At 39.6% G+C, this 24,671-nt stretch carries 25 protein-coding genes and 1 pseudogene; 4 read left to right on the top strand and 22 right to left on the bottom strand.

What is annotated here, in order from left to right; translation table 11 throughout:
* The coding region (locus FRX52_RS05060) for a ZmpA/ZmpB/ZmpC family metallo-endopeptidase-related protein (RefSeq protein ID WP_186603361.1) at positions 1-6,064 on the bottom strand (6,064 nt) is incomplete at its 3' end.
* A gap of 93 nt (positions 6,065-6,157) precedes the next feature.
* Positions 6,158-7,465: a surface-displayed alpha-enolase gene (gene eno / locus FRX52_RS05055; RefSeq protein ID WP_146461496.1), complete on the bottom strand. Its 1,308-nt coding sequence runs from the start codon at positions 7,463-7,465 to the stop codon at positions 6,158-6,160.
* A 175-nt stretch (positions 7,466-7,640) separates the two neighbouring features.
* Between eno and FRX52_RS05050 the strand changes: the two genes are divergently transcribed.
* Positions 7,641-8,090 (top strand): YueI family protein, encoded by a 450-nt coding sequence (locus FRX52_RS05050; protein WP_146538728.1) that lies wholly within the window; start codon positions 7,641-7,643, stop codon positions 8,088-8,090.
* Between the two features lie 43 nt (positions 8,091-8,133).
* On the opposite strand, the gene FRX52_RS05045 is transcribed toward FRX52_RS05050, so the two are convergent.
* The 17 genes from FRX52_RS05045 to FRX52_RS04965 form a co-directional block, all read right to left on the bottom strand.
* On the bottom strand, positions 8,134-9,036 hold the full coding sequence (locus tag FRX52_RS05045; protein ID WP_398586914.1) for an RluA family pseudouridine synthase: 903 nt from the start codon (positions 9,034-9,036) through the stop codon (positions 8,134-8,136).
* Positions 9,026-9,481 carry a signal peptidase II gene (gene lspA / locus FRX52_RS05040; protein ID WP_146538727.1) on the bottom strand — a complete coding sequence of 152 codons (456 nt, stop codon included), beginning with the start codon at positions 9,479-9,481 and terminating at the stop codon, positions 9,026-9,028. The genes FRX52_RS05045 and lspA overlap by 11 nt, the downstream gene beginning before the upstream one ends.
* Positions 9,478-10,392 (bottom strand): LysR family transcriptional regulator, encoded by a 915-nt coding sequence (locus FRX52_RS05035; RefSeq protein ID WP_146538726.1) that lies wholly within the window; start codon positions 10,390-10,392, stop codon positions 9,478-9,480. Before FRX52_RS05035 ends, lspA begins: the two co-directional genes overlap by 4 nt.
* 266 nt (positions 10,393-10,658) lie before the next feature.
* Entirely contained in the window at positions 10,659-10,901 is a 243-nt protein-coding gene (locus FRX52_RS05030; RefSeq protein ID WP_146538725.1) for a hypothetical protein, read from the bottom strand.
* A 12-nt stretch (positions 10,902-10,913) separates the two neighbouring features.
* On the bottom strand, positions 10,914-11,141 hold the full coding sequence (locus FRX52_RS05025) for a hypothetical protein (protein WP_146538724.1): 228 nt from the start codon (positions 11,139-11,141) through the stop codon (positions 10,914-10,916).
* 289 nt (positions 11,142-11,430) lie between these two features.
* Complete coding sequence (locus FRX52_RS05020) at positions 11,431-11,613, bottom strand: hypothetical protein (protein WP_146538723.1); 183 nt, start codon at positions 11,611-11,613, stop codon at positions 11,431-11,433.
* 31 nt (positions 11,614-11,644) lie between these two features.
* Positions 11,645-11,833 carry a hypothetical protein gene (locus FRX52_RS05015; RefSeq protein WP_146538722.1) on the bottom strand — a complete coding sequence of 63 codons (189 nt, stop codon included), beginning with the start codon at positions 11,831-11,833 and terminating at the stop codon, positions 11,645-11,647.
* An 84-nt stretch (positions 11,834-11,917) separates the two neighbouring features.
* Complete coding sequence (locus FRX52_RS05010; RefSeq protein ID WP_146538721.1) at positions 11,918-12,394, bottom strand: NUDIX hydrolase; 477 nt, start codon at positions 12,392-12,394, stop codon at positions 11,918-11,920.
* Between the two features lies 1 nt (position 12,395).
* Positions 12,396-13,343, bottom strand: coding sequence for a PhoH family protein (locus tag FRX52_RS05005; protein ID WP_146538720.1), 948 nt, complete (start codon positions 13,341-13,343; stop codon positions 12,396-12,398).
* Positions 13,344-13,364: 21 nt separating this feature from the next.
* Complete coding sequence (locus FRX52_RS05000) at positions 13,365-13,580, bottom strand: YozE family protein (protein WP_146538719.1); 216 nt, start codon at positions 13,578-13,580, stop codon at positions 13,365-13,367.
* Positions 13,577-14,086: a peptide-methionine (S)-S-oxide reductase MsrA gene (gene msrA, locus FRX52_RS04995; RefSeq protein ID WP_146538718.1), complete on the bottom strand. Its 510-nt coding sequence runs from the start codon at positions 14,084-14,086 to the stop codon at positions 13,577-13,579. Before msrA ends, FRX52_RS05000 begins: the two co-directional genes overlap by 4 nt.
* 63 nt (positions 14,087-14,149) lie before the next feature.
* The gene (gene cvfB / locus FRX52_RS04990) at positions 14,150-15,007 is read right to left on the bottom strand and encodes an RNA-binding virulence regulatory protein CvfB (RefSeq protein ID WP_146538717.1); all 858 of its coding nucleotides are present in this window, start codon (positions 15,005-15,007) and stop codon (positions 14,150-14,152) included.
* A gap of 90 nt (positions 15,008-15,097) precedes the next feature.
* Positions 15,098-15,655: a ribosome recycling factor gene (gene frr / locus FRX52_RS04985; protein WP_146461514.1), complete on the bottom strand. Its 558-nt coding sequence runs from the start codon at positions 15,653-15,655 to the stop codon at positions 15,098-15,100.
* Positions 15,656-15,669: 14 nt separating this feature from the next.
* Complete coding sequence (gene pyrH / locus FRX52_RS04980) at positions 15,670-16,398, bottom strand: UMP kinase (RefSeq protein WP_146461516.1); 729 nt, start codon at positions 16,396-16,398, stop codon at positions 15,670-15,672.
* 150 nt (positions 16,399-16,548) lie between these two features.
* The gene (rplA, locus tag FRX52_RS04975; RefSeq protein WP_146496086.1) at positions 16,549-17,238 is read right to left on the bottom strand and encodes a 50S ribosomal protein L1; all 690 of its coding nucleotides are present in this window, start codon (positions 17,236-17,238) and stop codon (positions 16,549-16,551) included.
* A 92-nt stretch (positions 17,239-17,330) separates the two neighbouring features.
* The gene (gene rplK / locus FRX52_RS04970; RefSeq protein WP_146461519.1) at positions 17,331-17,756 is read right to left on the bottom strand and encodes a 50S ribosomal protein L11; all 426 of its coding nucleotides are present in this window, start codon (positions 17,754-17,756) and stop codon (positions 17,331-17,333) included.
* A 93-nt stretch (positions 17,757-17,849) separates the two neighbouring features.
* A complete protein-coding gene (locus FRX52_RS04965; RefSeq protein WP_146538716.1) occupies positions 17,850-18,407 on the bottom strand; it encodes a methylated-DNA--[protein]-cysteine S-methyltransferase in 558 nt (185 codons plus the stop codon).
* A 56-nt stretch (positions 18,408-18,463) separates the two neighbouring features.
* On the opposite strand from FRX52_RS04965, the gene FRX52_RS04960 reads away from it, so the two are divergent.
* Positions 18,464-18,820 (top strand): DUF3397 family protein, encoded by a 357-nt coding sequence (locus tag FRX52_RS04960; protein ID WP_146461523.1) that lies wholly within the window; start codon positions 18,464-18,466, stop codon positions 18,818-18,820.
* A gap of 33 nt (positions 18,821-18,853) precedes the next feature.
* Here FRX52_RS04960 and FRX52_RS04955 read toward each other — a convergent pair whose 3' ends face one another.
* On the bottom strand, positions 18,854-21,130 hold the full coding sequence (locus FRX52_RS04955) for a DNA translocase FtsK (RefSeq protein WP_146538715.1): 2,277 nt from the start codon (positions 21,128-21,130) through the stop codon (positions 18,854-18,856).
* Between the two features lie 248 nt (positions 21,131-21,378).
* Here FRX52_RS04955 and FRX52_RS04950 point away from each other — a divergent pair, with 248 nt between their 5' ends.
* Positions 21,379-22,149 carry a peptidylprolyl isomerase gene (locus tag FRX52_RS04950; protein WP_146538714.1) on the top strand — a complete coding sequence of 257 codons (771 nt, stop codon included), beginning with the start codon at positions 21,379-21,381 and terminating at the stop codon, positions 22,147-22,149.
* Between the two features lie 25 nt (positions 22,150-22,174).
* On the opposite strand, the gene FRX52_RS04945 is transcribed toward FRX52_RS04950, so the two are convergent.
* Entirely contained in the window at positions 22,175-23,011 is an 837-nt protein-coding gene (locus tag FRX52_RS04945) for a ZIP family metal transporter (protein WP_146496078.1), read from the bottom strand.
* Positions 23,012-23,152: 141 nt separating this feature from the next.
* On the opposite strand from FRX52_RS04945, the gene FRX52_RS04940 reads away from it, so the two are divergent.
* A complete protein-coding gene (locus FRX52_RS04940; RefSeq protein ID WP_146496076.1) occupies positions 23,153-23,344 on the top strand; it encodes a hypothetical protein in 192 nt (63 codons plus the stop codon).
* 78 nt (positions 23,345-23,422) lie between these two features.
* Here FRX52_RS04940 and FRX52_RS04935 read toward each other — a convergent pair.
* Positions 23,423-24,478: pseudogene (locus FRX52_RS04935) on the bottom strand (CapA family protein); the annotation flags it as partial.
* Between the last annotated feature and the right edge of the window lie 193 nt (positions 24,479-24,671).

The following is a 24,671-nucleotide window of genomic DNA, read 5'->3' as shown; positions in this document are numbered from 1 at the left end:
CCTGACTATCCTTGAAGAATTGACCAGCCGTCAAGTCCACATATTCTACTGTGTCATCACTATAGTGCAACATCAAACGATTGATTTGCTCATGTTGACCATAATAATCCGTCACAAAGGCATTATCCACCATTGGAACAACATTGACCAGTGGTGTCGTGTAGAGCTTACTTGATTCTGACACCTTATTACCATAGTCTAAAATGATTTCTTTATTGTAGAATGGCAATAATTTCTCAATGTTTTGATAAGCTACTTGGCGACTACTCTCATACTGTGCTAACTGGCTGTAATCTGTGCTATTAACTTGTTGCCCAAGCGTTAGCTCCAAACCTTCTTGATAAATGTTTTCAATTGTCTTATCCTGAACCAATTCTGGCCAAACCACACGAACCTTGCCATCCTCTGTGATGCTAGACACAGCGAGATAGACATCCTTATACTTGTCTGATTCTAATTTGACCACATAAGCAGACAAGTCATCCGTTGGACTAGCTGTCTCTTGTTTAACCAACTGATTATTCTCATATTTATAAAGGGTCACTTGAGTCAAATCCTTGAACACCACTTGTTTAAGTGTTAATTCAACTGTTTCTTCATAAGTATCTGTTTTGGTTTGGTCCCCATCACGACGGTCATAAACCAAGTCGGTCTTAATGGTATAAGGGATATTGTAATCTAATCCTTCAACCCTTACTGGCTGGCTCAAATCCGTTAAGGCAAGCTCCTTAACCAAGCTATCTCCATCATAAATCTTAGCCACTGCACTAACATAGGCTTGGTCTGGGTCGGTTAATTGATACGACAAGCTAAGTGATTTAGTTAAGTTGTCCTTCTCAACACCTGTCAAGACAAGTTCTGGTTCTTGCTTCAAAGCCAAGGTCACTGTTTGGTCATGCGAAATAGTCTTGGTTTGGTCTCCATCACGCAAGTCATAAGTTAAAGCTGTTTCAAAGCGGTAAGGAACCTCATAGGTTAAATCATCTACTGTCAAGGGCTGACTAATATCTGATACTGAAACTTCTTTAACCAACTGGTCTTCTTGATAAACCTTAACAAGAGCACTACGGTAGGTGCCATCTTCATCACTCAGACTAAAGGTTAAAGTAGCCGTGCGACCATCATCATCCTTCTCAACACCTGTCAAGACAAGTTCTGGTTCTTGCTTCAAGGCCAAGGTCACTGTTTGGTCATGCGAAATAGTCTTGGTTTGGTCTCCATCACGCAAGTCATAAGTTAAAGCTGTTTCAAAGCGGTAAGGAACCTCATAGGCTAAACCATCTACCGTCAAAGGCTGACTAATATCTGATACTGAAACTTCTTTAACCAACTGGTCTTCTTGATAAACCTTAATAAGGGTACTACGGTAGGTATCGTCTGGGTCGGTCAAGGCGAAAGTCAAAGCCGCCGTACGAGCATCATCATCTTTTTCAACCTGTGTTAAGGTTAATTCCGGCTTTTGTTTCAAGTCCAGGGTCACTGTTTGGTCATGTGAAATAGTCTTGGTTTGGTCTCCATCACGCAAGTCATAAGTTAAAGCTGTTTCAAAGCGATAAGGAACCTCATAAGCTAAACCATCTACTGTTAATGGCTGACTAACGTCAGTAACAGACACTTCCTTCACCAACTGGTCTTCTTGATAAACCTTAACAAGAGCACTACGGTAGGTACCATCTTCATCACTCAGGCTAAAGGTTAAGGTAGCCGCGCGACCATCATCGTCCTTCTCAACACCTGTCAAGACAAGTTCTGGTTCTTGCTTCAAGGCCAAGGTCACTGTTTGGTCATGTGAAATCGTCTTGGTTTGGTCTCCATCACGCAAGTCATAGGTTAAAGCTGTTTCAAAGCGATAAGGAAGCTCATAGGCTAAACCATCTACCGTCAATGGCTGACTAATATCTGATACGGAAACTTCTTTAACCAACTGGTCTTCTTGATAAACCTTAACAAGAGCACTACGGTAGGTACCATCTTCATCACTCAGGCTAAAGGTTAAGGTAGCCGTACGATCATCATCGTCCTTCTCAACACCTGTCAAGACAAGTTCTGGTTCTTGCTTCAAGGCCAGGGTCACTGTTTGGTCATGTGAAATCGTCTTGGTTTGGTCTCCATCACGCAAGTCATAGGTTAAAGCTGTTTCAAAGCGGTAAGGAACCTCATAGGCTAAACCATCTACTGTCAAGGGCTGACTAATATCTGATACTGAAACTTCTTTAACCAACTGGTCTTCTTGATAAACCTTAACAAGAGCACTACGGTAGGTGCCATCTTCATCACTCAGGCTAAAGGTTAAAGTAGCCGTGCGACCATCATCGTCCTTCTCAACCTTTGTCAAGACAAGTTCTGGTTCTTGCTTCAAGGTCAAGGTCACTGTTTGGTCATGCGAAATAGTCTTGGTTTGGTCTCCATCACGCAAGTCATAAGTTAAAGCTGTTTCAAAGCGGTAAGGAACCTCATAGGTTAAACCATCTACTGTCAAGGGCTGACTAATATCTGATACTGAAACTTCTTTAACCAACTGGTCTTCTTGATAAACCTTAACAAGAGCACTACGGTAGGTACCATCTTCATCGTTCAGGCTAAAGGTTAAGGTAGCCGTGCGACCATCATCGTCCTTCTCAACACCTGTCAAGACAAGTTCTGGTTCTTGCTTCAAGGCCAGGGTCACTGTTTGGTCATGCGAAATAGTCTTGGTTTGGTCTCCATCACGCAGGTCATAGGTCAACTCTGTTTCAAAGCGGTAAGGAACCTCATAGGTTAGACCATCTACTTTCAAGGGCTGACTAATATCTGATACTGAAACTTCTTTAACCAACTGGTCTTCTTGATAAACCTTAACAAGGGCACTACGGTAGGTACCATCTTCATCGTTCAGGCTAAAGGTTAAAGTAGCCGTGCGACCATCATCGTCCTTCTCAACACCTGTTAAGACAAGTTCTGGTTCTTGCTTCAAGGCCAGGGTCACTGTTTGGTCATGCGAAATAGTCTTGGTTTGGTCCCCATCACGCAAGTCATAAGTTAAAGCTGTTTCAAAGCGGTAAGGAACCTCATAAGCTAAACCATCTACTGTCAAGGGCTGACTAATATCTGATACTGAAACTTCTTTAACCAACTGGTCTTCTTGATAAACCTTAACAAGAGCACTACGGTAGGTGCCATCTTCATCGCTCAGGCTAAAGGTTAAGGTAGCCGTGCGACCATCATCGTCCTTCTCAACACCTGTTAAGACAAGTTCTGGTTCTCGATACAGACGACCATTTAATCGTTCAATGGCTTCTTTCAATGATAATAAGCCTGCATCAACCTGTTCTTGAGTAGCTTGATTATCTAGTAACAATTGTTGGGCTTTCACCAACAACTCGTCATAGGATTGTTTAACTTCTAAGGTTGCATAAGCATAGCGAACCGTTTCTTTTAAGGATTTATCTTCTTCCACTAATTGACGAAGTTCTTCCTTATTAACAACCGGTTCCTCAGTCACTTCACTACTCGATGAGGACTCTTCTAATGATGAACTTGAAGTTGGCAATTCACTACTTGATGAGGACTCTTCAGACGATGAACTTGAAACTGGCACTTCACTACTTGACGATGACTCTTCGGATGATGAACTTGAAGTTGGCAATTCATTACTTGACGATGGCTCTTCGGACGATGAACTTGAAACGGGTAGTTCACTGCTCGACGATGATTCTTCTAATGGTGAACTTGAAACTGGTAGTTCACTACTCGACGATGACTCTTCAGATGATGAACTTGAAGTTGGCAATTCACTACTTGACGATGACTCTTCGGATGATGAACTTGAAGTTGGCAATTCATTACTTGACGATGGCTCTTCGGACGATGAACTTGAAACGGGTAGTTCACTACTCGACGATGATTCTTCTAATGGTGAACTTGAAACTGGTAGTTCACTACTCGACGATGACTCTTCAGACGATGAACTTGAAGTTGGCAATTCACTACTTGATGATGACTCTTCGGATGATGAACTTGAAGTTGGCAATTCACTACTTGATGATGACTCTTCGGATGATGAACTTGAAGTTGGCAATTCACTACTTGACGATGACTCTTCGGATGATGAACTTGAAGTTGGCAATTCATTACTTGACGATGGCTCTTCAGACGATGAACTTGAAATGGGTAGTTCACTGCTCGACGATGATTCTTCTAATGGTGAACTTGAAACTGGTAGTTCACTACTCGACGATGACTCTTCAGATGATGAACTTGAAGTTGGCAATTCACTACTTGACAATGACTCTTCGGATGATGAACTTGAAGTTGGCAATTCATTACTTGACGATGGCTCTTCGGACGATGAACTTGAAACTGGCAATTCACTACTCGATGATGATTCTTCGGATGATGAACTTGAAGTTGGCAATTCACTACCCGACGATGACTCTTCTACTGGTTCAACTTCAGTCACAGCTTCTGTAGAAGTCGGAACCGTCACCACTGTCTCAACTTCTGTCACTACTTCTGTAGAAGTCGGAACCGTTACCACTGTCTCAACTTCTGTCACAGCTTCTGTAGAAGTCGGAACCGTTACCACTGTCTCAACTTCTGTCACTACTTCTGTAGAAGTCGGAACCGTCACCACTGTCTCAACTTCTGTCACTACTTCTGTAGAAGTCGGAACCGTTACCACTGTCTCAACTTCTGTCACTACTTCTGTAGAAGTCGGAACCGTTACCACTGTCTCAACTTCTGTCACTACTTCTGTAGAAGTCGGAACCGTCACCACTGTCTCAACTTCTGTCACTGACGTCTCAACTTCACCTGCTTCATTCTCTGTTGAAATCGTTGTTTCACTGGTTTCAATAAGAGTTGATTCAGTTGGAATTGTTGTCACTACGTCTTCTTTAATAATGACTTCCGTTGACGTTGGAACTGTTATCACCATTTCTTCTTTAACAATCGCTTGGGTTGAAGATGGAACTGATACCACTTCTTCTTTAACAATCGCCTGGGTTGAAGATGGAACTGATACTACTTCTTCTTTAACAATCGCTTGGGTTGAAGATGGAACTGATACTACTTCTTCTTTAACAACCGAATGAGTTGAAGATGGAACTGACACTACTTCTTCTTTAACAACCGATTGGGTTGAAGATGGAACTGACACCACTTCTTCTTTAACAATCGCTTGGGTTGAAGATGGAACTGATACGACCTCGCTCTCAACCGTTTCTGACTTAGATGACTCTGGAACAGTCGGTTTAACGACTGGGGTAACCTCTGATGAACTTGATGTTGTTGAATCTGCTAGAAGCACTTCCGTTTCTGACACAGATTCTTCAACCACACTTTCTCCGGTTGCCTCAATTTGAGTTGCTGAACTTGGCAATGTATCAACTGCCGACACAGATGAAGCACGACTCACGTCTGATGATGGCTCTACTGGCAACTCTGGTAATAATTGAGTACTGGTTTGACTATCTTTCGCCTGACAACCACATAATGAAATGTAGCCAACATACTGATAACCTGGGATTTCAGCAATCTCTGGCAGCTTATCACCTGTAGATACTTGATAAACTTGGTTATAAGCTGATAATTTTTGAGTTTGCAAGGCCTGAATGCTCGGCATGAAAATCGTACCTGACAGGGTAATTAACATAATCGAAGAAACTATGCGTTCCTTTTTACCCTTACTGGTTACAATGACACTAAGCCCTAAAACGACAAACAAGACTTCACCTGCCATGGTCAAAAGTGACAGAGACTCACTCGCTGTTTTTGGCAGAATACCTTGGCTCGTTGGACGATACACCAAATAGTAGTTATGACAATGCACATCATGATTTTGGGGCAAGCCATTTTGAATCAATTGTTCTTCTTCAGCCGTCAACTCATCTTGGGTCACATAGTGATATTGCACCAAAGGACTATGGGTCAAATCCCCTGTAGTAACGGTATCCGCAAAAGTTGGTGTTGCAGAACTTCCAACCCAGAATGCTCCTATCACTAACGACGCAACTCCTACTGACAATTTACGAATAGAAAATTTTAAACATCTATTGAATAAACCTGACTTTAATATTTTATTCATCGGATCTCCTCTATTAAATAATCGCATGACTTTTTTATTGCTCATTAAAACAATAAAAGCTCTCTAAACAAGATTAGAGAGCTCTATGATCAATTATTTTTTCAAGTTGTAGAATGACTTGATACCTTTGTATTCTGCAACTTCTCCAAGTTGATCTTCGATACGAAGTAATTGATTGTATTTAGCAATGCGGTCTGTACGTGACAATGAACCTGTTTTGATTTGACCAGCATTAGTTGCAACTGCGATGTCAGCAATTGTTGAATCTTCAGTTTCACCTGAACGGTGTGACACAACTGCAGTGTAACCAGCTTCTTTAGCCATTTCAATAGCTTCAAATGTTTCAGTCAATGTACCGATTTGGTTAACTTTGATAAGTATTGAGTTAGCTGCACCTTCTTTAATACCTTTTGCAAGATATTCTGTATTTGTTACGAAGAAGTCATCACCAACCAATTGAACGCGATCGCCAAGACGCTCTGTAAGAGCTTTCCAGCCGTCCCAGTCATTTTCATCCATACCATCTTCGATTGTAATGATTGGGTATTTGTTAACCAATTCTTCAAGGTAAGCAATTTGCTCTTCTGATGTACGAACAGCAGCTCCTGGCCCTTCAAATTTAGTATAATCGTAAACACCACGCTCTTTATCGTAGAATTCTGATGACGCACAGTCAAAACCAATCATGATACCATTTTCACCTGCTTCATAACCAGCAGCTTCAATAGCTTTAAGAATTGTTTCTACCCCATCCTCAGTTCCTTCAAACTTAGGTGCAAATCCACCTTCATCACCAACAGCTGTCACAAGACCACGTTCTTTAAGGATTTTCTTAAGGGCATGGAATACTTCTGCACCCCAACGAAGTCCTTCTTTGAAAGTTGGTGCACCAACTGGCATAATCATAAACTCTTGGAATGCAATTGGAGCATCTGAGTGTGAACCACCGTTGATAATGTTCATCATAGGTGTTGGAAGAACTTTTGTATTGAAACCACCAAGGTAGCTGTAAAGTGGCACTTCAAGGTAATCTGCAGCTGCACGAGCAACAGCAATAGAAACACCAAGAATAGCATTCGCACCAAGTTTACCTTTGTTTGGTGTACCGTCAAGAGCGATCATGGCACGGTCGATTGCTTGTTGATCACGAACATCATAACCAATAAGTGCTTCTGCAATCACATTGTTAACGTTGTCCACTGCTTTTTGAGTACCAAGACCTAGGTAACGTGATTTATCACCATCACGAAGTTCAACTGCTTCATGCTCACCAGTAGAAGCTCCTGAAGGAACCATACCACGTCCGAAAGCACCTGATTCAGTATAAACTTCTACTTCAAGTGTTGGGTTACCGCGTGAGTCAAGGACTTCGCGAGCGTAAACATCAGTAATAATTGACATTATATTACTCTCCTTATGAGTTTAATTTGTTACTTTTTTATCATATCATAATTCTAAACATTAAGCAAACCAAAGACAACATCTTTTGAAAAAATCATTTGAAAGGACACGAAAACTGGTTTTACTCATAGTTTGATGATACAATAATTTAAAGACATCATGTTAAGGAGTTATTATGGAAAATCTTGAACAAAAAATTTTGGAGGCTGCTACGGCAGAACACCGTCTAGACCCTGACCAACAACGCTATTTTTTGGGAACCTTTGAAGAACGAGTGATTTTGGCTCTTAAAATAGATGACGCAAGTAAGGACACTGTTATCTGCAATTTTCCCCAAATCTTACGACAAATCAGCAGTCAGCACACACCTATCTCTGTCAAAATCTCGCCTAAACTAGACCTGAAACAGCAAATGACCTACCTTAAACTAGCTCAAGAACAAGAAGCTAGTGCAACCATTGTCAATGAAAGTCAAGCTCAATCACCCTTTGCTTTGATTGTCCATACCGACCATGCCGTCAATTTAGACTACAACAACATCAGCGACTATCTCCCACAAGAACCTGAAACCACCCAACAACCCACTGCTAAAAAATCATTTTTCCAAAAAATATTTGGCAAATAAAAAGCTAGGACTTTAGCCTAGCTTTTTATTATATACATCAAGATTACTGGTTGCTTGATCTCAATTTGTCCAAAGTTTCTTTGAAAATTTCAGGGACATCTGTTTCAAATGTCAAAAAGTCGCTCGTTACTGGATGAGTAAATCCCAAGGTTTGAGCATGAAGAAATTGACCTTGTCCTTTAAATGTTTTTCTGGGGCCATATAACGGATCTCCTGCCACTGGATGACCAATATAAGCCATGTGAACACGAATTTGATGGGTACGACCAGTTTCCAAAACAACTGATACTAAAGTATAGTCGCCAAAGCGTTCCAAGACTTGAAAACGTGTCACGGCTTCCTTGCCCTTAGCCGTCACGGCTTGTTTTTTACGATCCTTGTCACTGCGACCAATCGGTGCTTCAATCACACCACGATCATTTGGTAGATTGCCATGAACCAAGGCTAAATACTGTCGATGAGATTTTTTTTCTTTAAGTTCATTCGCCAAGGCTTGATGGGCTTGGTCGTTTTTTGCAATCATTAACAGACCCGATGTATCCTTATCAATACGGTGAACAATCCCTGGACGCACAACCCCATTGATAGTTGATAAATCTTTGATGTGGTAAAGCAGTGCATTAACCAAAGTCCCTGAGACATGACCGGCTGACGGGTGCACCACCATACCTTGAGGTTTGTTCACGACTGCAACATGGTTATCTTCATAAATAATATCCAAAGGAAGATTTTCTGCGACATACGCTACTTCTTTTTCTTCAGGTAGTTGATAAGTAATACAATCCCCTAACTGCACAGCATATTTGGCTTTTTTAACTTGATGGTTAACCAAAACCATTCCATCTTTAATCGCCTCATTCGCTTGAGAACGTGATAGGGAGGTCAAATCGGCTAAAACCTTGTCTAATCGACTACCAACTACTTGCTCATGAATTTCAATTTTCATTTTCTTCTCTCCAAAACACCAATAACAATAATAAAACACCAAAGGTCAAGTAGATATCTGCTACATTAAAAATAGCAAAATCAACGAAATCAAATTGAAACATATCAACCACATAACCTTGACGCAGACGATCAACAAAATTTCCCAAACCACCTGCAATAATCAAAACCAACCCCCAAATTTGCCACCACGAGCCATTTAACTGTCGATACAGATAATAGCTAGCTCCTCCTATGACAACAAATGTCACCAAGAAAAATAGAGCATATTGGTTTTGAAGCATGGAAAAAGCTGCCCCATAATTTCTCAAATAAGTTAGACTAACTAAACCTGGTAAAAACGTTCTTAACTGACCTAGGCTAATCTGAGCTACCACCCAAAATTTAACTAACTGATCTAAACCAAGCAAAAGTAAAATACTAAGAGATATAATCACCTTTCTCATGCCTCATCCTCTTCTTTATTATGCCCGAAATAAGCCGACATGACCTCAACAAAACGTGCTGCACAAGGCGACAAAGCCATCTCAGAACGCTTCACATAGACTAACTGATTGAGCGAATCGTCTGCTAGTGGACGTGTCACAATCTGATCCGACTTTTGCTCCACAAAACCTGAACCAGTCGCATAGGCATCTGTTCCTAGTAAAAGCGTGTTTAGAGTGGCTCGGTCTGTCACATTGAAAATCGTGGAACTTTGACTACGATCAACTAAATGCTCAAAATAATAGAGATATTCGTCTTTTTCTTGGGTAAAACGTACGGTAGGTAAATTAGCCAAATCATCAATCGTTAACGTATCTTTTGCCGTCAATGGATGATCTGATCGCAGATAAATATGGGTTTGAAAATTGGTTAAATCAACAAATTCCAAACCATCTTGCTCCATTTTAGTTAAGAGATTCGAACGGTTTTGCTCATTAAGATAAATCAAACCCAACTCACTGTAGCCTTCAGCCACTTCATCAAGAATCTGAACAGTCGTTGACTCAAACAGTCGAAACTGATTGTACTCAGGGTAAGTCCTTGTAAATTCTAGCATCAGAATCGGTAAAAAATCATAGTGCTGACTAGCAATCGAAAACTCTTTATCTCGTCCAATTAGCTGAGAATATTGATTTTCAAAACTTTCAAAGTTGGTAACGAGCTTTTGTGCTTTTTCTAAAAAAACTTTTCCACGCTTAGTCAAGACCACACCTGTCGCTAGTCGATTAAAGATTTTAAATCCTAGTTCTTCTTCCAAGTCTTTGACCGCTACCGATAAACTAGGTTGGCTGACAAATAAACTACTAGCTGCCTCACGAAAGCTTCCACTGCGAGCAATAGCCACCACATAGCGTAATTGTTGAATATTCATTGACATCTTTCCTATCGTTAATGTTACTATTATATAACTTATCAGCTAATCATTCAATCTAAAATTCTGCCTAATTGTAACGACAGATTTTTTGACGATAAGACTTTTCTAAATAATCTACACTCCCACAACATAAAAAGCAGGTCAACTCTAACCTGCTAATTGCTACCACTGAGATAAGACGATTTAACTCAACCAGTTATATAAGTGTCTGAAACTGCTGCCATTCAAGAATAATAGTCTCCTATTGTAGATAGATTAGCCTATCATCCAAAACCATGAACAATTTTATCAGGCAAGACCTTATTTTGTATCACACTACGCAACAAGGTGTCCTTAACAAAATGTTCAAATTTACCTAATGCATCACCCTCATAGCTATAAACCAATGTCACTTTATCTACTGTCGCTACACCCTTACAAGTTCCACTTACTGCTAAATATTGACGAAGCGTATCAGAATCTTTAATTTTATAGAGGGAAATCAGTTGTCGATCGAGTTTGGCCATCAACCTTTCCTCCTAAGCATCTATAATAGTCAATTCTTTCCCTAAAACATCAACAAAATCATCACATTGAACAGACAATACACGACGTGACGTTTGACCTGAAATCATTGCAATTAAAGCATCCTTGAAAACATGACCATCAACAGAAACTTGAGAATGGTTTGCAAAATTCTCTGGTAAAGCTTGATCTAAAGTCATCACTAGACGGTGATTGAAGTTTTTAGCATCTAAGATTTTCACAAGTCATCCTTTCAACAGTTAGCTTTTTCAAAATTTGAAAAAACAACAGGCTAAATATTTTATAGAGAAATAGACGGTAGAAGTCTCCGATCATCGCACATTATTGAGTTGCATAGCAACACTAACGATAAATATCAAAAGTCATGTATTTTAAAACGTAACAAGTTTATTAAGATGGATAAAGCTTGATTATTTTAGTAAACAAAATCTAGTTTTGACTTTAATATCTTGATAAAGCCTTAAGATTTCAGAATGACGGATTTGTTTTGTAAAAATCAACAATTCTTTGCTAGGCATAGTCAAAACCAATCTTCGACTTAATACTATCAAATAGATCTAAAACTGATTGAGGGGTTTCCTTTTTGAATCTCACTCGTGGATTTGTTTTGTCTGGATAAACTCGTTCAACCCACTCATCAATTTCATTATGAAAAATCAACAATTCTTTGCTAGGCATAGCCATTATTTCCATGATAATACCTCCTTAATTTTTTAATAAATCATTATACACGTATACACGGATGGTTAAGATTACTTTTAATCTCACTAAATAAATCTAAAATTTCCTTTGGAGTATCCTCAGAAAATCTATAATTCATAATACCATTTTTCATCTCACCTGAAACAATCCAAGGACGAACTTGATTATAAAAAATCAATGTTTCTTTGTTAGGCATAGCCATTATTTCCATGATAATATCTCCCATACTTTTGACAGACAACTGTATCAAAACTCTAATCTTCTCATTCTGAAAGAACTGTATTAAAACTTACCTTCAATGCCCTAACCCAAAACTATTGGTAAAATATTCTTTAATCATCAATTCTTGCTGGGGACTAATGATTTTGATTTGACTTAAATCCTTCTCCGAGAAAAAATTTAAAGCTAACGTTTCTTCATTAGTAAAGCCTGTGATGCCAAAGTCCGTAACTGCTTTGACTCGATAAAGAAATCCGACTGTCTGAGCCACGTCGCCATTTGGATAGTTCTCTTCATAGTTAGTGTAAACGTTGAGCAACTCTAAAACGTCAATCTCAATACCCGACTCTTCCATAAACTCTCGCTTGAGTGCATCAATCGAACTTTCGCCTAGTTCCCAACAACCACCTAACAATGACCAAGTACCAACAAAGTCAGACCGTTTTTGGAGAAGAATACGACCTGCTTGGTCAGTCAAAATGCCCACTGAAAAGTTGAGAAACACCTTATCGTGACCAACTTTAGAGCGGATAAAAGAAATGTAGTCTGTCATGTCACTCCTCATAAGCCTTGATAATTTCAGCTACGACAGGGTGACGCACCACATCCTTGGCTGAAAAATGTACAAAATCAATAGCTCTGACCTTGGCTAATTTTTCAGTGGCATCAATCAAGCCTGACTTAACATTTTTAGGCAAATCAATCTGACTGACATCTCCATTGACAATCATCTTAGATTGAAACCCAAGACGTGTTAAAAACATCTTCATCTGCATGATGGTTGTATTTTGGGCTTCATCAAGAATGACAAAGGCATCATCCAAGGTTCGACCACGCATATAAGCTAAGGGAGCAATCTCGATGATTTCTCGATCCATCAATCGAGTGGTTTGCTCTTTGCCCAAAATTCGATACAGGGCATCATAGACTGGACGCAGATAAGGATCAACCTTTTCTTTCAAATCACCAGGCAGAAAGCCTAGATTTTCACCTGCTTCAACGGCTGGACGCGTTAGGATAATTCGCTTAACCTGCCCACGTTTAAGAGCAGTCACTGCCAAGGTCACTGCTAAAAAGGTTTTTCCAGTCCCAGCAGGGCCAATCCCAAACACAATATCATGATTTTTGACACTGTCAGTATAAATCTTTTGCCCCAAAGTCTTAACTCTGATGGGTTTACCCGAAAAATCCTTGATGATTTCCTCTTCATACAGAGCAATAAATTTGTCAATCTCATCATTTTTCGCCATAGAAATAGCCGTCACCACATCAGATGTATTGATCAACATGCCACGTCCTACCAAGACCAAAAGAGCTTGAATGACCAAACGTGTTTGTTCTACGGCTTCTGCTGAGCCAAGAACCTGCAACCATTCCGTTCCAACATGAATGGTCACTGCCAACTGCTCTTCTAATAATCCTAAATGCCGTTCATTGCTCCCAAAAAGTGCCAAGGCATCTTCAGGATGATTTAACTTGATATCTATTGTTTTCTCTTGCAACTAACACTCCTTCATGGCTCCTTAATGAGCCAAATAATCCTCCCAAATGCGATCAAATTCACTGAGATTAAAGGCAAAACTCGCTTCGTCTTCTAAATAACGACTAATTACTTCAAACTCATTGCTATGCTTGGGAAAGGTACTATCGTCAAAAACAAAATCTGCCAAAATGGCAACTGCTTCTTGACTTTTCGAATTTCTCTGAGTCATCAACCAAGTGTAGAAAGATTTTCTCATGACCAGTTTTTCTCCAAGAAATCATGACGAATTTTACTAGACAAGGCATAGCGGAACGGATCTTTTTTATAAAAATCTTGATGATACTCTTCTGCTTCATAAAAGGTCTGAGCGGGTTCAATCGTCGTCACGATTGGCTGAGCAAATCGTCCAGAATTCGCTAAATTTTCCTTTGATTTTTCAGCAATTTCTCGTTGTGCTTCACTGGTATAAAAAATGGCAGGTCTGTAACTGTCACCACGATCTTGGAATTGTCCAAAGGCATCTGTAGGATCTGTTTGTCGCCAGTACAACTCAACTAAGTCAGCATAAGACAACAGGCTCGGATCAAAGATAATCTCAACCGCCTCTGTATGACCTGTCGTTTTAGAACACACTTGTTCATAAGTGGGATTAGGCACATGCCCACCCGTATAGCCACTGCGAACTGACAAAACACCCTTGGTTTCTTCAAATGGTTGCACCATACACCAAAAACAACCACCTGCAAAAATCGCTCTTTCCATAAACTTACCTCCTTAGTTTTCTTTATTGTAGCAAAAAATCTCAGAAAAACCGAGATTTTAGCCCTAATCAATCAATTCTGTTCCCAAACTATCTTGTTTGATTTTACCTGCCTTCATCAAACCACCCAAAGCCTTCTTAAACTGTCCTTTGGAAATGCCAAAAGTGGCTTTTATATCGGTTGGCGAAGATTTATCATTCAGTGTCATAAAGCCTCCATTGGCCTGTAGATAGGTCAAAATCATCTGAGCGTCATTTTCCAACATCTCAAATGAACGAGGTTTCAAGGACAAGTTCAAGGTCCGATCCACGGCACGATAACCTATCACACGAGCATCTAACACCTGACCAAGACGTGGCTCTTGGTAACGTTCGCTAGGGTGGATAAAGCCTAACATATTATTTTCAGGCAGATAGACAAAGGTGCCAGACAATTTCAAACGATAGACAATGGCTGGCCACTGCTGATTTTGCATATTGTCATAGGCTGGTCCTGCTAATTTTTGAAAAACTTCTGGCTGAGCAGGTATAGCCCAAATTCGTCCTTTTTTATCCACATCAAGACAGACATAGAGTTTATCGCCCTTTTTAGGCCAAAGCTCCTTGAGTTCTGGTAAAATATCTAAGGATACAACGACTTCTTTATCTGGCAAACCTGTATCAACAAAAACACCTAGATCACGACGAACTTCTGTTACCACTCCCCAACCATAAGTGGTCCGACTTGCAGTGACTGGCAAAGTCGTCAAACGCCATTTTTGTCGCATATCAGTATAGACAAAGCCTTTAACCATCTCTCCTAGTTCATGCTGACCTTCACTTTTTGATAGGGCCAGAGTGACCCCTTCTTTTTGAACAAAGTAAAAATCCTGATTTTCATCGGTCACAAGACCTGTTACTTCTCTTGCTAGTAATTTTTCCATATCTTCTTAGATTTGAACAACTGCCAAATCCTTTCCTTTCCTTTTTGCCAAAAAAGCAGGATTTCTCGGAAATCCCGCTCAAGTCTGTTCTTAAACTTCTAACAATTCTTTTTCCTTGTTAGCTGTCATTTGATCGATGTGCTTCACGGCATCATCAGTCACTTTTTGAATGTCTTTTTCTAAGACTTTTAATTCATCTTCTGTAATTTCTTTATTTTTTTCTTGCTTTTTAGCCTCGTCCATCGCATCACGGCGAATATTACGAATAGCAATCTTAGCATTTTCACCAACTTTTTTCACATCCTTGGCCAATTCACGACGTGTTTCTTCAGTCAAGGCTGGGATTACCAAACGAATAACTGAGCCATCATTGGCTGGGTTGATTCCCAAATCAGATTCATTGATAGCACGCTCAATTTCTTTCAAAACAGATTTGTCAAATGGGGTGATTAACAGCACACGAGCTTCTGGTACAGTGATTGATGCCAATTGATTCAAGGGGGTTGGTGCACCGTAATACTCTACTTGAATACGATCTAATAAACTAGCGTTTGCACGACCTGCACGAATACTAGCAAACTCACGACCAAGTGATTGGTGTGATTGTTGAAAACGTTCTTGTGCTTTTTCAATAATTGGGTTAGCCATAATTTTTCTTCCTTTTATCCTTTTTTATTTGAAACCGTTGTTCCGATATTTTCACCAAAAACAACACGTTTGATGTTACCTGACTCATTTAGATTAAAAACAACCAAGTCAATATCATTATCCATCGATAAAGAGCTAGCAGTTGAATCCATAATCTTCAAGCCTTGTTTGAGAACTTCCATGTGAGTCAATTCATCAAATTTAATAGCATCTGCATTCTTGCGTGGGTCATCGTTATAAACCCCATCAACACCATTTTTAGCCATAAGAATGGCATCTGCTTGAATTTCAGCTGCACGAAGGGCTGCTGTTGTGTCTGTAGAAAAATAAGGAGAACCTGTTCCTGCAGCAAAGATAACAATTCGTCCTTTTTCTAAATGACGCAAGGCACGACCACGCACATAAGGTTCAGCAATTTGTTGCATGGCAATTGCCGTTTGAACGCGTGTGTCAACGCCATACTGTTGCAAACTATCTGCCATCACAAGAGCATTCATCACAGTTCCCAACATTCCAGTGTAATCAGCCTGAACACGATCCATGCCAGCTTGCTCAGCTGGTTCACCACGCCAAAGATTACCACCACCGATAACCAAGGCAATCTGCACACCTGATGCTGCTACTTCTTGAATCTCTTTGGCCATTTCTTGAACGGTTGGTAGATTGATACCAATCCCTTTTTCACCTGCCAAAGCTTCGCCGGACAACTTAATCAATACACGCTTATATTTTGGTTTCACTATTTCTTTACTCCTTATTTTATCCCTATTATTTTACCATATTTTAACGCATTTACCTAGTCACAACTAGATAAAATTTTCTCCTGTCTTTTTCTTAATCAATATCATAGAAAAATAAGAAAAAATCCCGTCCAAAGACGAGATTTTAATAGATTATAATGAGTTTGGATCAACTTTGATACCAACACCTTGAGTTGTTGTGATGGTAACAGAAGTCATGTAAGTTCCTTTAGCTGTTGATGGTTTCGCTTTAACCATGACATCGTTGAAAGCTTTAAAGTTTTCAACAAGTTTGTCAGCGTCAAATGACACTTTACCGATAATCGCTTGAACGATACCTGCTTTATCAGCACGGTAAGTGATTTTACCACCTTTAGACTCTTCAACTGCTTTAGCAACATCCATTGTTACTGTACCAGTTTTAGGGTTTGGCATCAAGTTACGTGGTCCAAGGACACGTCCAAGACGTCCAACAAGAGCCATCATATCTGGTGTTGCGATAACAACATCGAAGTCCATCCAACCATCGTTGATTTTAGCAACTAGGTCTTCTTCACCAACGAAGTCTGCACCTGCTGCTTTAGCTTCTTCAGCTTTAGCTCCACGCGCAAAAACTAGGACACGAGCTGTTTTACCAGTTCCGTTTGGCAATACCATTGCACCACGGATTTGTTGGTCAGCTTTACGAACGTCAATGTTAAGGTTGTAAGCAACCTCTACAGTTGCATCAAATTTTGCAAAGTTCAATTCTTTTGAAAGTGCTACAGCTTCTTCTACGCTGTAAGCTTTAGTGCTGTCGATTTTCTCAAGTGCAGCACGCAGTTGTTTGCTTTTTTTAGCCATTTTTTCTTTCTCCTTGTATGTGGTTTTAACGATTTTCATCTCCCACGTCGCTCATCTGCTGATGAAGTCTTGCGGGTAAATGGGGCTTACTATTAGTCAGTAACAGTGAATCCCATAGAACGAGCAGTACCTTCGATCATACGCATTGCAGCTTCAAGACTAGCAGCGTTCAAATCTGGCATTTTAGTTTCAGCAATTTCTTGTACTTGTGCACGAGTTACTGAAGCAACTTTAGTCGTGTTTGGTGTACCTGAACCTTTTTCAACACCAGCAGCTTTCTTCAAAAGAACTGCAGCTGGAGGTGTTTTTGTTACGAAATCAAATGATTTATCTTCATAAACAGTGATAACTACTGGGATGATCATGCCAGCTTGATCAGCTGTACGAGCATTAAATTCTTTAGTGAATCCCATGATGTTGATTCCTGCTTGACCAAGTGCTGGTCCAACTGGTGGAGCTGGTGTTGCTTTACCAGCAGGAATTTGAAGTTTAACGAGTTTTTCGACTTTTTTAGCCATTTTCTAAATCCTCCTGTTGTGGTTTTGGCGGTAATTAATTATAGATTTTTACCTCCCACAGATATGCCCTAAAGCATACTTTTTTAGTATAACCTATCCTAATTTCTTTTGCAAGAATTTTACTTGATTTTTTAAAAAAAATTTACACTGAGCTTCTTTTTCAAGATTTAATAAGTTCATTTTCTTGGTCAAACCTGCCACATAACCACCTAGTTTGCCATTACTGGCAATGACACGGTGACAAGGAATAAGAATTAAAATTGGATTTTGCCGACAAGCATTGGCAACAGCTCGTGCTTTTTTGACATCTCCCAATTGTAAAGCTAGGCTTTTATAACTGACGGTTTCCCCATAAGGAATCACTGACAATAGCTTCCAGACTGTCTGCTGAAAACTTGTGCCAATCAAGGTCATTGGCAGATTAAAGGACACGGACTTGCCAGCAAAATAAGCCTGCAAATCTATGATGACTTGCTCAATCATATCATTTGTCCCTTCTTCAATAATAGCACCGGTCTGCCGACAGATTTTTTCCAGTAAACTGGATTGGTTGGAACTATCACTGAAAGTCAAGGTGTATAGAGATTTGTCATCAGCAATAATAATGAGCTGACCCAAAGGACTTATAATTGTTTTTTTCTTTAATTTCACGTCTTTATTATAGCATTTGCATTTACAATTTCACTTTTTCAAGCTACAATAAGGATATGATGATTTATAAAATTGTGGCTACAGCTCTCTTTGTTTTAATTCCATTAGTATCTTTCCTAATCACTAAATTTTGTCAACTACATAGACTGGGGCTGAAATTTCCTGATTTAGCTTTCCCAGCTCTCTCAGTTGCTGCTTTTTTTCTCTCTAAACAATTTTTTCTCCATTCTCTGTTACCCCATTATTTGATTTTATTATCCTTGTTGGCTATCTTTGTGAGCTTTTGGCTCTTAAACAAACAGCCAAACTATTTTTCTTACAAGGCTTTTTTCAAACTTTTTTGGCGAACTGGTTTTCTGGTCACTTTAGTTTTTTACTTGGGCATGTTGGTAATGATTTTTCTTTTAAAATAAGGTTGAAACAATGTTGTTTCAACCTTATTTATTTTAACTTTGTAAAACTTTACGAGGTTTCGTACCTTCGGCTGGACCAATAATACCAGCTTCTTCCAATTCTTCCATCAGACGAGTAGCACGGTTAAAGCCAACAGACAAGCGACGTTGAAGCATTGAAGCACTTGCTTTTTGCGTTTCAATAACAAGACGCTTGGCCTCTTCAAACAAGGGATCGCCTTGCCCAGAAGATGATCCACTCATCTCATCTTCTGACACCTCACCCGGATCAAAATTCTCGTCATAATCTGCCCTTGCCTGAGATTTAATATAGTTGACAATACGTTCGACATCATCATCTGAAATAAAAGAACCTTGTAGGCGAACTGGATGGTTTTCATCAATAGGCTTAAAAAGCATATCTCCTCGTCCTAGAAGTTTTTCCGCACCATTTTCATCTAAAATTGTACGACTATCTGTCCCACTAGACACAGCAAAGGCAACTCGCGATGGGACATTAGCCTTAATCAAGCCACTGATTACATCAACCGATGGGCGTTGGGTTGCCAAAATCATGTGAATACCAGCGGCACGCGCTTTTTGACCCAAACGAATAATAGCATCTTCAACTTCCTTACTAGCCACCATCATTAAGTCTGCCAATTCATCAACAATGACCACCAAAAGTGGCAAGGGAATATATTTTTGATCAGATTGAGCATTGTAAGCCTCAATTTTACTATTATAGGTTTCCAAGTTGCGAACACCTAATTGACTGAACTGTTCATAACGATGTTCCATTTCAGCCACAATCTTCTGCAAGGCCTTGCTGGCCTTTCGAGGATTAGTTACAACAGGAATTAAAAGGTGGGGAATGTCATTATAAACAGATAATTCTACCATTTTAGGATCAATCATCATGAACTTAACTTGATCTGGTCTTGCCTTCATCAAGATGCTGGAAATAATACCATTAACTGCAACTGACTTACCAGAACCTGTAGATCCTGCCACTAGGAGATGGGGCATGCGAGCCAAATCAAAACTCCTTGCGGTTCCATTGACTGCTTTACCCAAGGGAACTTCCAAGAGTTTTTTGGGATCGGTTTTTGATTGTTCCCACAACTCACGAAACGACACGGTGGCAATCTCTGAGTTAGGCACTTCGATACCGACCAAGGACTTCCCTGGAATAGGAGCCTCAATGCGCACATCTTTGGCAGCTAGTGCCAAGGCTAAATCATCCGCCAAATTGGCAATACGATTCACTCGAACCCCTACGGCTGGTTTGATTTCATACTTGGTTACAGAAGGCCCAATCTCTGCTCGCTCCACTACAACTTTTATGCCAAAACTGGCAAAGGTTTCTTCCAAAATCTTGATATTATCTCGAACCAATTTTTTCTCTCGATTTTGATTTTTTGGCTTATCCGGTGCAAACAAATCTAGATTAGGAAGTTGATAAAACAAGTTTTCCTTGGTCGTAAAAGCAAAATCTCTCTCATCATCAACTATCGAATCTGCCAACCATTCCTCGTCATAAACTGGTTCTTCTTGCCAAAGACTATCGTCTTCATACGAGATAATTTCAGCTTCTGACATAACACTCTGAGGTTCAAGAATTTCTCCGGTTTCAAAATCGACTTGTTTTTCTGCCATCTTTTCAGCCAAAAGACTGGCTTGAGCTTGTCGTTTTTCCTCACGCTCCAAAAAACGTTCTTGCTTTCTCAGTTCATGAGTAGCCTGCCATTTAGCCCATCTGACTTTAAAGCCATTGATGAGATCCAACAATTCCCAAGGGCTTATCAGAAACAAGCCTAACAGAATAAATAAACCACCAATCAAAAAGGCACCGATATTAGAAAAAAGAAAGGCTACAGGCTTGTAAATCAAGGCACCCAATAAACCACCACCAACAAATTGTTTGGTTTGAAACGTTAGCAAATCACTGGTTAAACGGTCAAAGGTTCCCGCAAAAACATCTTGTCGAGCCAAATTCGTTAGACTAAAAAGATAAGCATGCCATTCCAATAACAAGCCAATGAAAAAAATCAAGCTACCACTTATTAAGCCTGTCATTTGTTTTAACCATTTGATGCCGAATAAATAAATTAACAAGACAAACATGACTGGATAAGCCAAGCTCCCGACGACAAAACGGATGAGATTATAGGTGGTCACGCCAAAACGACCTAGCTGAAAAATCGCAAAAAAGAAAATAAAAGCTGTTAATAATGTCGTTAATAAACGTCTAATGGCTGCTTGGCGTTCCAAATCAGCCTTAGTTGGACGACGTGTTCGTCCTTTTTTTTGTTTTTTTGATTTTGTCATCGTTTTATTTATCGTCTATCTATAAAATGACATCACCATTACTGATGTCATTTTACCAATAAACTATTCCCCTCTAAAGAGTCATCCCTTCTTTTCTGTTGACTATTATTTTAATATATTTATAGCAATAAATCAAAAGATGTTTGGTATTCGTCAAGTTTACTCATCAAAGTGAGAAATTTTTTCTGTCATTATGCTATAATAAAGATTACTCAACTATCTATACCCTAAAAGAAAGAAGGAATTCTATGAAAAAAAGCTTTACCCTACTCTCTCTTTTTGTTAGTATTTTTGCTTTATCCGCTTGCACTAGCTTGGATCGTGCTATTAAGGGAGATGACTATATGGCATCAAGTCAAGCACAAAAAGAAACTGAAGAACGTTTGGCCCTATTAAATAAAGCGGACTTTCCTCAACTATCCAATCAAGTTAGCGAAAACCAAGCTCAAGTGAAACTGATTACTTCTGCTGGTGACATCACCATCAAATTATTCCCAGAATATGCCCCTTTGGCTGTTGAAAATTTCCTTACCCACGCTAAGTCAGGGTACTACAATGGTTTGACATTTCACCGTGTCATCAATAATTTTATGATTCAGTCAGGAGATCCAGAAGGAAATGGAACAGGGGGACAATCCATTTGGAATGGTAAGGATAGCTCGATTGATTCAGGTAATGGTTTTGTCAATGAAGTGTCTGACTACCTTTACAATATCCGTGGAGCACTTGCCATGGCTAATGCTGGATCTGATACCAACGGCAGTCAATTTTACATTGTCCAAAATAAAGATGACGTCACCTATCAACTCGATAACCAACTCTATCCTGAAAAAATAATTCAAGCCTATCAAAACGGTGGTTATCCTCAAGGAGACGGCAATTACACTGTATTTGGTCAAGTCACAGTAGGGATGGATGTGGTTGATAAGATTGCCCAAACCAAGGTGGATAGTCAAGATAAGCCAAAAGAAGACATTATCATCAAGGAGATTCAAATCCTCAAAGAAGCAAAAAAATAGACTGGGATAAATCCAGTCTATTTCCTTATCCAAGAGCAACATCTAAAATCATCATGATAGTAAAGCCTAGCATTAAGCCTAAGGTTGCTGAGTCGGTATAACCATGTGTTTGAGATTCTGGAATGAGTTCCTCAACCACGACGAAAATCATGGCTCCCGCAGCAAAAGATAGGGCATAAGGTAAGACTGGTGTCATATAGATAACTGCCGCTGCTCCTATCAAAGCCGCTATGGGCTCGACAACAGCTGACATGGCACCCCAAAAAAATGCTGTTTTTCTTGATTTGCCATCTGTTCTAATCGGAATGGCTAGGGCTGCTCCTTCTGGAATATTTTGTAAACCAATCCCCATGGCCAAGCCGACAGCTCCAATAAACGCAGCAGGAGAGGGATTATTAGCCAAGGCACCAAACGTCACCCCAACAGCTAACCCTTCTGGAATGTTGTGAATGGTAATGGCTAAAAAAAGCAGGGTAATTTTTGATAATTTTTTACGTTCAATTTCGGCACCACCTTCTGCTTGATCAATGTCATTTCCCAAATGTAAATGAGGGACCAAAAAATCCACAAGACGCATAAAAATGCCGCCTCCTAGAAAACCAACAGCAGCAGGTACCCAAGACCAGCTGCCATAGATTGTATCTGCATACTCAATGGATGGAGCTAGAAGTGACCAAAACGACGCTGCAATCATGACACCTGCCGCAAAACCCAGCATGGTATCTAATAATTTTCGACTGATGGTCTTAAATAAAAAAACTACTGCAGCGCCTATAATCGTACAAAACCAAGTAAATAGACCACCTAAAAAACCTTGCCAAACCACTGACAATTCTGTAAACCAAGTCAAGATTGTCTTCATCCTTTCTCTCTCAATTCAACTACCTTGTAAACGTTTTATTGATATTATAGCACAATAAATCAAAAACTTTAAGCAAACTCCTTGGACTTTTAGGCTTTTTTATGGTTTAATAGAAACAAATAAGAAAAGAGGTATATTTAAATGAATCCACAAGAACTTTTAGAACAAATTAAAGAGATGATTGCTAAAAAAGATTTTTCAGCAGCTCAAGATTTTATCAATGAAAACAAAGACAACCTAGGTGAGTACTTCGAACAAGCTAAAGCACTTGTTAGTGGTGGCGAAGGTGTTAATGGCATCCTTGATAAAGTTAAAGGACTTTTCGGTAAATAAGACAAATGAGTTGCTAAGCAACTCATTTTTTATGTCCTTGATTAAGTGACGTGTTAGTAGAGCAAACGCATCTTTTACTTACCATTTTAAATTGACTAAACGATTCATTTCCTTATAGGCTTGATCAACTTTTTGTCGCATGCTTTGATCTAATTGGCCACGATAGCGACCGCCCTTAATAAAATCTTCTAGAACCATGACACGATAGTCAAAGTATTCATAGCCTTCTTCACCATAAATTCCCTTGCCCCAAGCCCAAACTAAGGTTGGATGAGCCTGGACTGTTTTCACGATGGTTTCATCACCTGTCTTTTCAAAGGTCACATCCATCAAAAGCCCACGTTCAGTCCATTTGTTGCCCAACTGCTCATAGGTTTGATTGGAGATAAAATTCCCCATAGAGTAGATGATAAATTTCTTTCGACCATCTTTTTCAATGGTTTCTGCTGGTTCTGCCACATGAGGATGACCTCCAAAGACCACATCTGCTCCCCAATCTATCATCTTACGATAAAGTCGTGTTTGTTCTGCCGTAGGCTTCAAAGCATATTCCTCTCCCATTTGAGGCATAATAACCGTTACATCTGCTTCTTTTTCGGCTTTTTCAATATCAGCCTTCATCTTTTTTTCATCTAAATCTGACAAGTGTTTTTCATATTCTTCCTTAGTCAGATTAGCTTCCATCCCATTATAACCATAAGCATAGCCCAAAATAGCAATTTTGATACCATTGACGTCTTTTATCAAGATATTTTCCTTGGCACGATCTTTAGTATAAACCCCAATGCTGTCAATCCCTTCTTGCTTAAAGGTTTGCACCGTTTCAATAGCCCCATCCAACTGAGAATCTAAAATGTGATTATGTGCCAAATCTACTACATCATAGCCGACTTTTTTCATGGTTTTTGCAATTTCTGGCGGGGCATTAAACAAGGGATAGCCAGCCAAGGGATAATTTGAGCTGATTGTGCCTTCAAAATCACCCAAAGCTAAATCAGCATCACTAATCCAGTCCTTGACATAGGTAAAGTAATCATCAAAATCATAAGTGCCATCTGGTTGACGAACACTGGTATAAAGAACATTATGAAGCAAAATATCCCCATTAGCCACAATTCGTGCCGTCTGAGTCGTTGAATTAGTTTGATTACTCTCTTTTTTTGGTACAAAAATACTGGCTACCATGGCCATGACACCCATAGCCAAAATTCCAAAATAAAGTAAAACAGTCACATTATCACGTTTTTTCATCATCGCCTCCTTGTCACTAACTTTATTGTACCATCTTTTATCAGGAAATAAAACGCTTTCTAAACACTAACGGTAA

The sequence above is a fragment of the Streptococcus sp. sy018 genome, assembly GCF_007859185.1.
Taxonomy (GTDB): Bacteria; Bacillota; Bacilli; order Lactobacillales; family Streptococcaceae; genus Streptococcus.
This window is presented reverse-complemented; position numbering and strand designations above follow the sequence as displayed.

Excerpts from the sequence above, each read along its gene's own strand:
- eno (WP_146461496.1), bottom strand. The coding sequence starts at position 7,465 with ATGTCAATTATTACTGATGTTTACGCTCGCGAAGTCCTTGACTCACGC.
- FRX52_RS05050 (WP_146538728.1), top strand. The coding sequence starts at position 7,641 with ATGGAAAATCTTGAACAAAAAATTTTGGAGGCTGCTACGGCAGAACAC.
- FRX52_RS05045 (WP_398586914.1), bottom strand. The coding sequence starts at position 9,036 with ATGAAAATTGAAATTCATGAGCAAGTAGTTGGTAGTCGATTAGACAAG.
- lspA (WP_146538727.1), bottom strand. The coding sequence starts at position 9,481 with ATGAGAAAGGTGATTATATCTCTTAGTATTTTACTTTTGCTTGGTTTA.
- FRX52_RS05035 (WP_146538726.1), bottom strand. The coding sequence starts at position 10,392 with ATGAATATTCAACAATTACGCTATGTGGTGGCTATTGCTCGCAGTGGA.
- FRX52_RS05030 (WP_146538725.1), bottom strand. The coding sequence starts at position 10,901 with ATGGCCAAACTCGATCGACAACTGATTTCCCTCTATAAAATTAAAGAT.
- FRX52_RS05020 (WP_146538723.1), bottom strand. The coding sequence starts at position 11,613 with ATGGAAATAATGGCTATGCCTAGCAAAGAATTGTTGATTTTTCATAAT.
- FRX52_RS05015 (WP_146538722.1), bottom strand. The coding sequence starts at position 11,833 with ATGGAAATAATGGCTATGCCTAACAAAGAAACATTGATTTTTTATAAT.
- FRX52_RS05010 (WP_146538721.1), bottom strand. The coding sequence starts at position 12,394 with ATGACAGACTACATTTCTTTTATCCGCTCTAAAGTTGGTCACGATAAG.
- FRX52_RS05000 (WP_146538719.1), bottom strand. The coding sequence starts at position 13,580 with ATGAGAAAATCTTTCTACACTTGGTTGATGACTCAGAGAAATTCGAAA.
- msrA (WP_146538718.1), bottom strand. The coding sequence starts at position 14,086 with ATGGAAAGAGCGATTTTTGCAGGTGGTTGTTTTTGGTGTATGGTGCAA.
- cvfB (WP_146538717.1), bottom strand. The coding sequence starts at position 15,007 with ATGGAAAAATTACTAGCAAGAGAAGTAACAGGTCTTGTGACCGATGAA.
- frr (WP_146461514.1), bottom strand. The coding sequence starts at position 15,655 with ATGGCTAACCCAATTATTGAAAAAGCACAAGAACGTTTTCAACAATCA.
- rplA (WP_146496086.1), bottom strand. The coding sequence starts at position 17,238 with ATGGCTAAAAAAAGCAAACAACTGCGTGCTGCACTTGAGAAAATCGAC.
- rplK (WP_146461519.1), bottom strand. The coding sequence starts at position 17,756 with ATGGCTAAAAAAGTCGAAAAACTCGTTAAACTTCAAATTCCTGCTGGT.
- FRX52_RS04960 (WP_146461523.1), top strand. The coding sequence starts at position 18,464 with ATGATGATTTATAAAATTGTGGCTACAGCTCTCTTTGTTTTAATTCCA.
- FRX52_RS04955 (WP_146538715.1), bottom strand. The coding sequence starts at position 21,130 with ATGACAAAATCAAAAAAACAAAAAAAAGGACGAACACGTCGTCCAACT.
- FRX52_RS04950 (WP_146538714.1), top strand. The coding sequence starts at position 21,379 with ATGAAAAAAAGCTTTACCCTACTCTCTCTTTTTGTTAGTATTTTTGCT.
- FRX52_RS04945 (WP_146496078.1), bottom strand. The coding sequence starts at position 23,011 with ATGAAGACAATCTTGACTTGGTTTACAGAATTGTCAGTGGTTTGGCAA.
- FRX52_RS04940 (WP_146496076.1), top strand. The coding sequence starts at position 23,153 with ATGAATCCACAAGAACTTTTAGAACAAATTAAAGAGATGATTGCTAAA.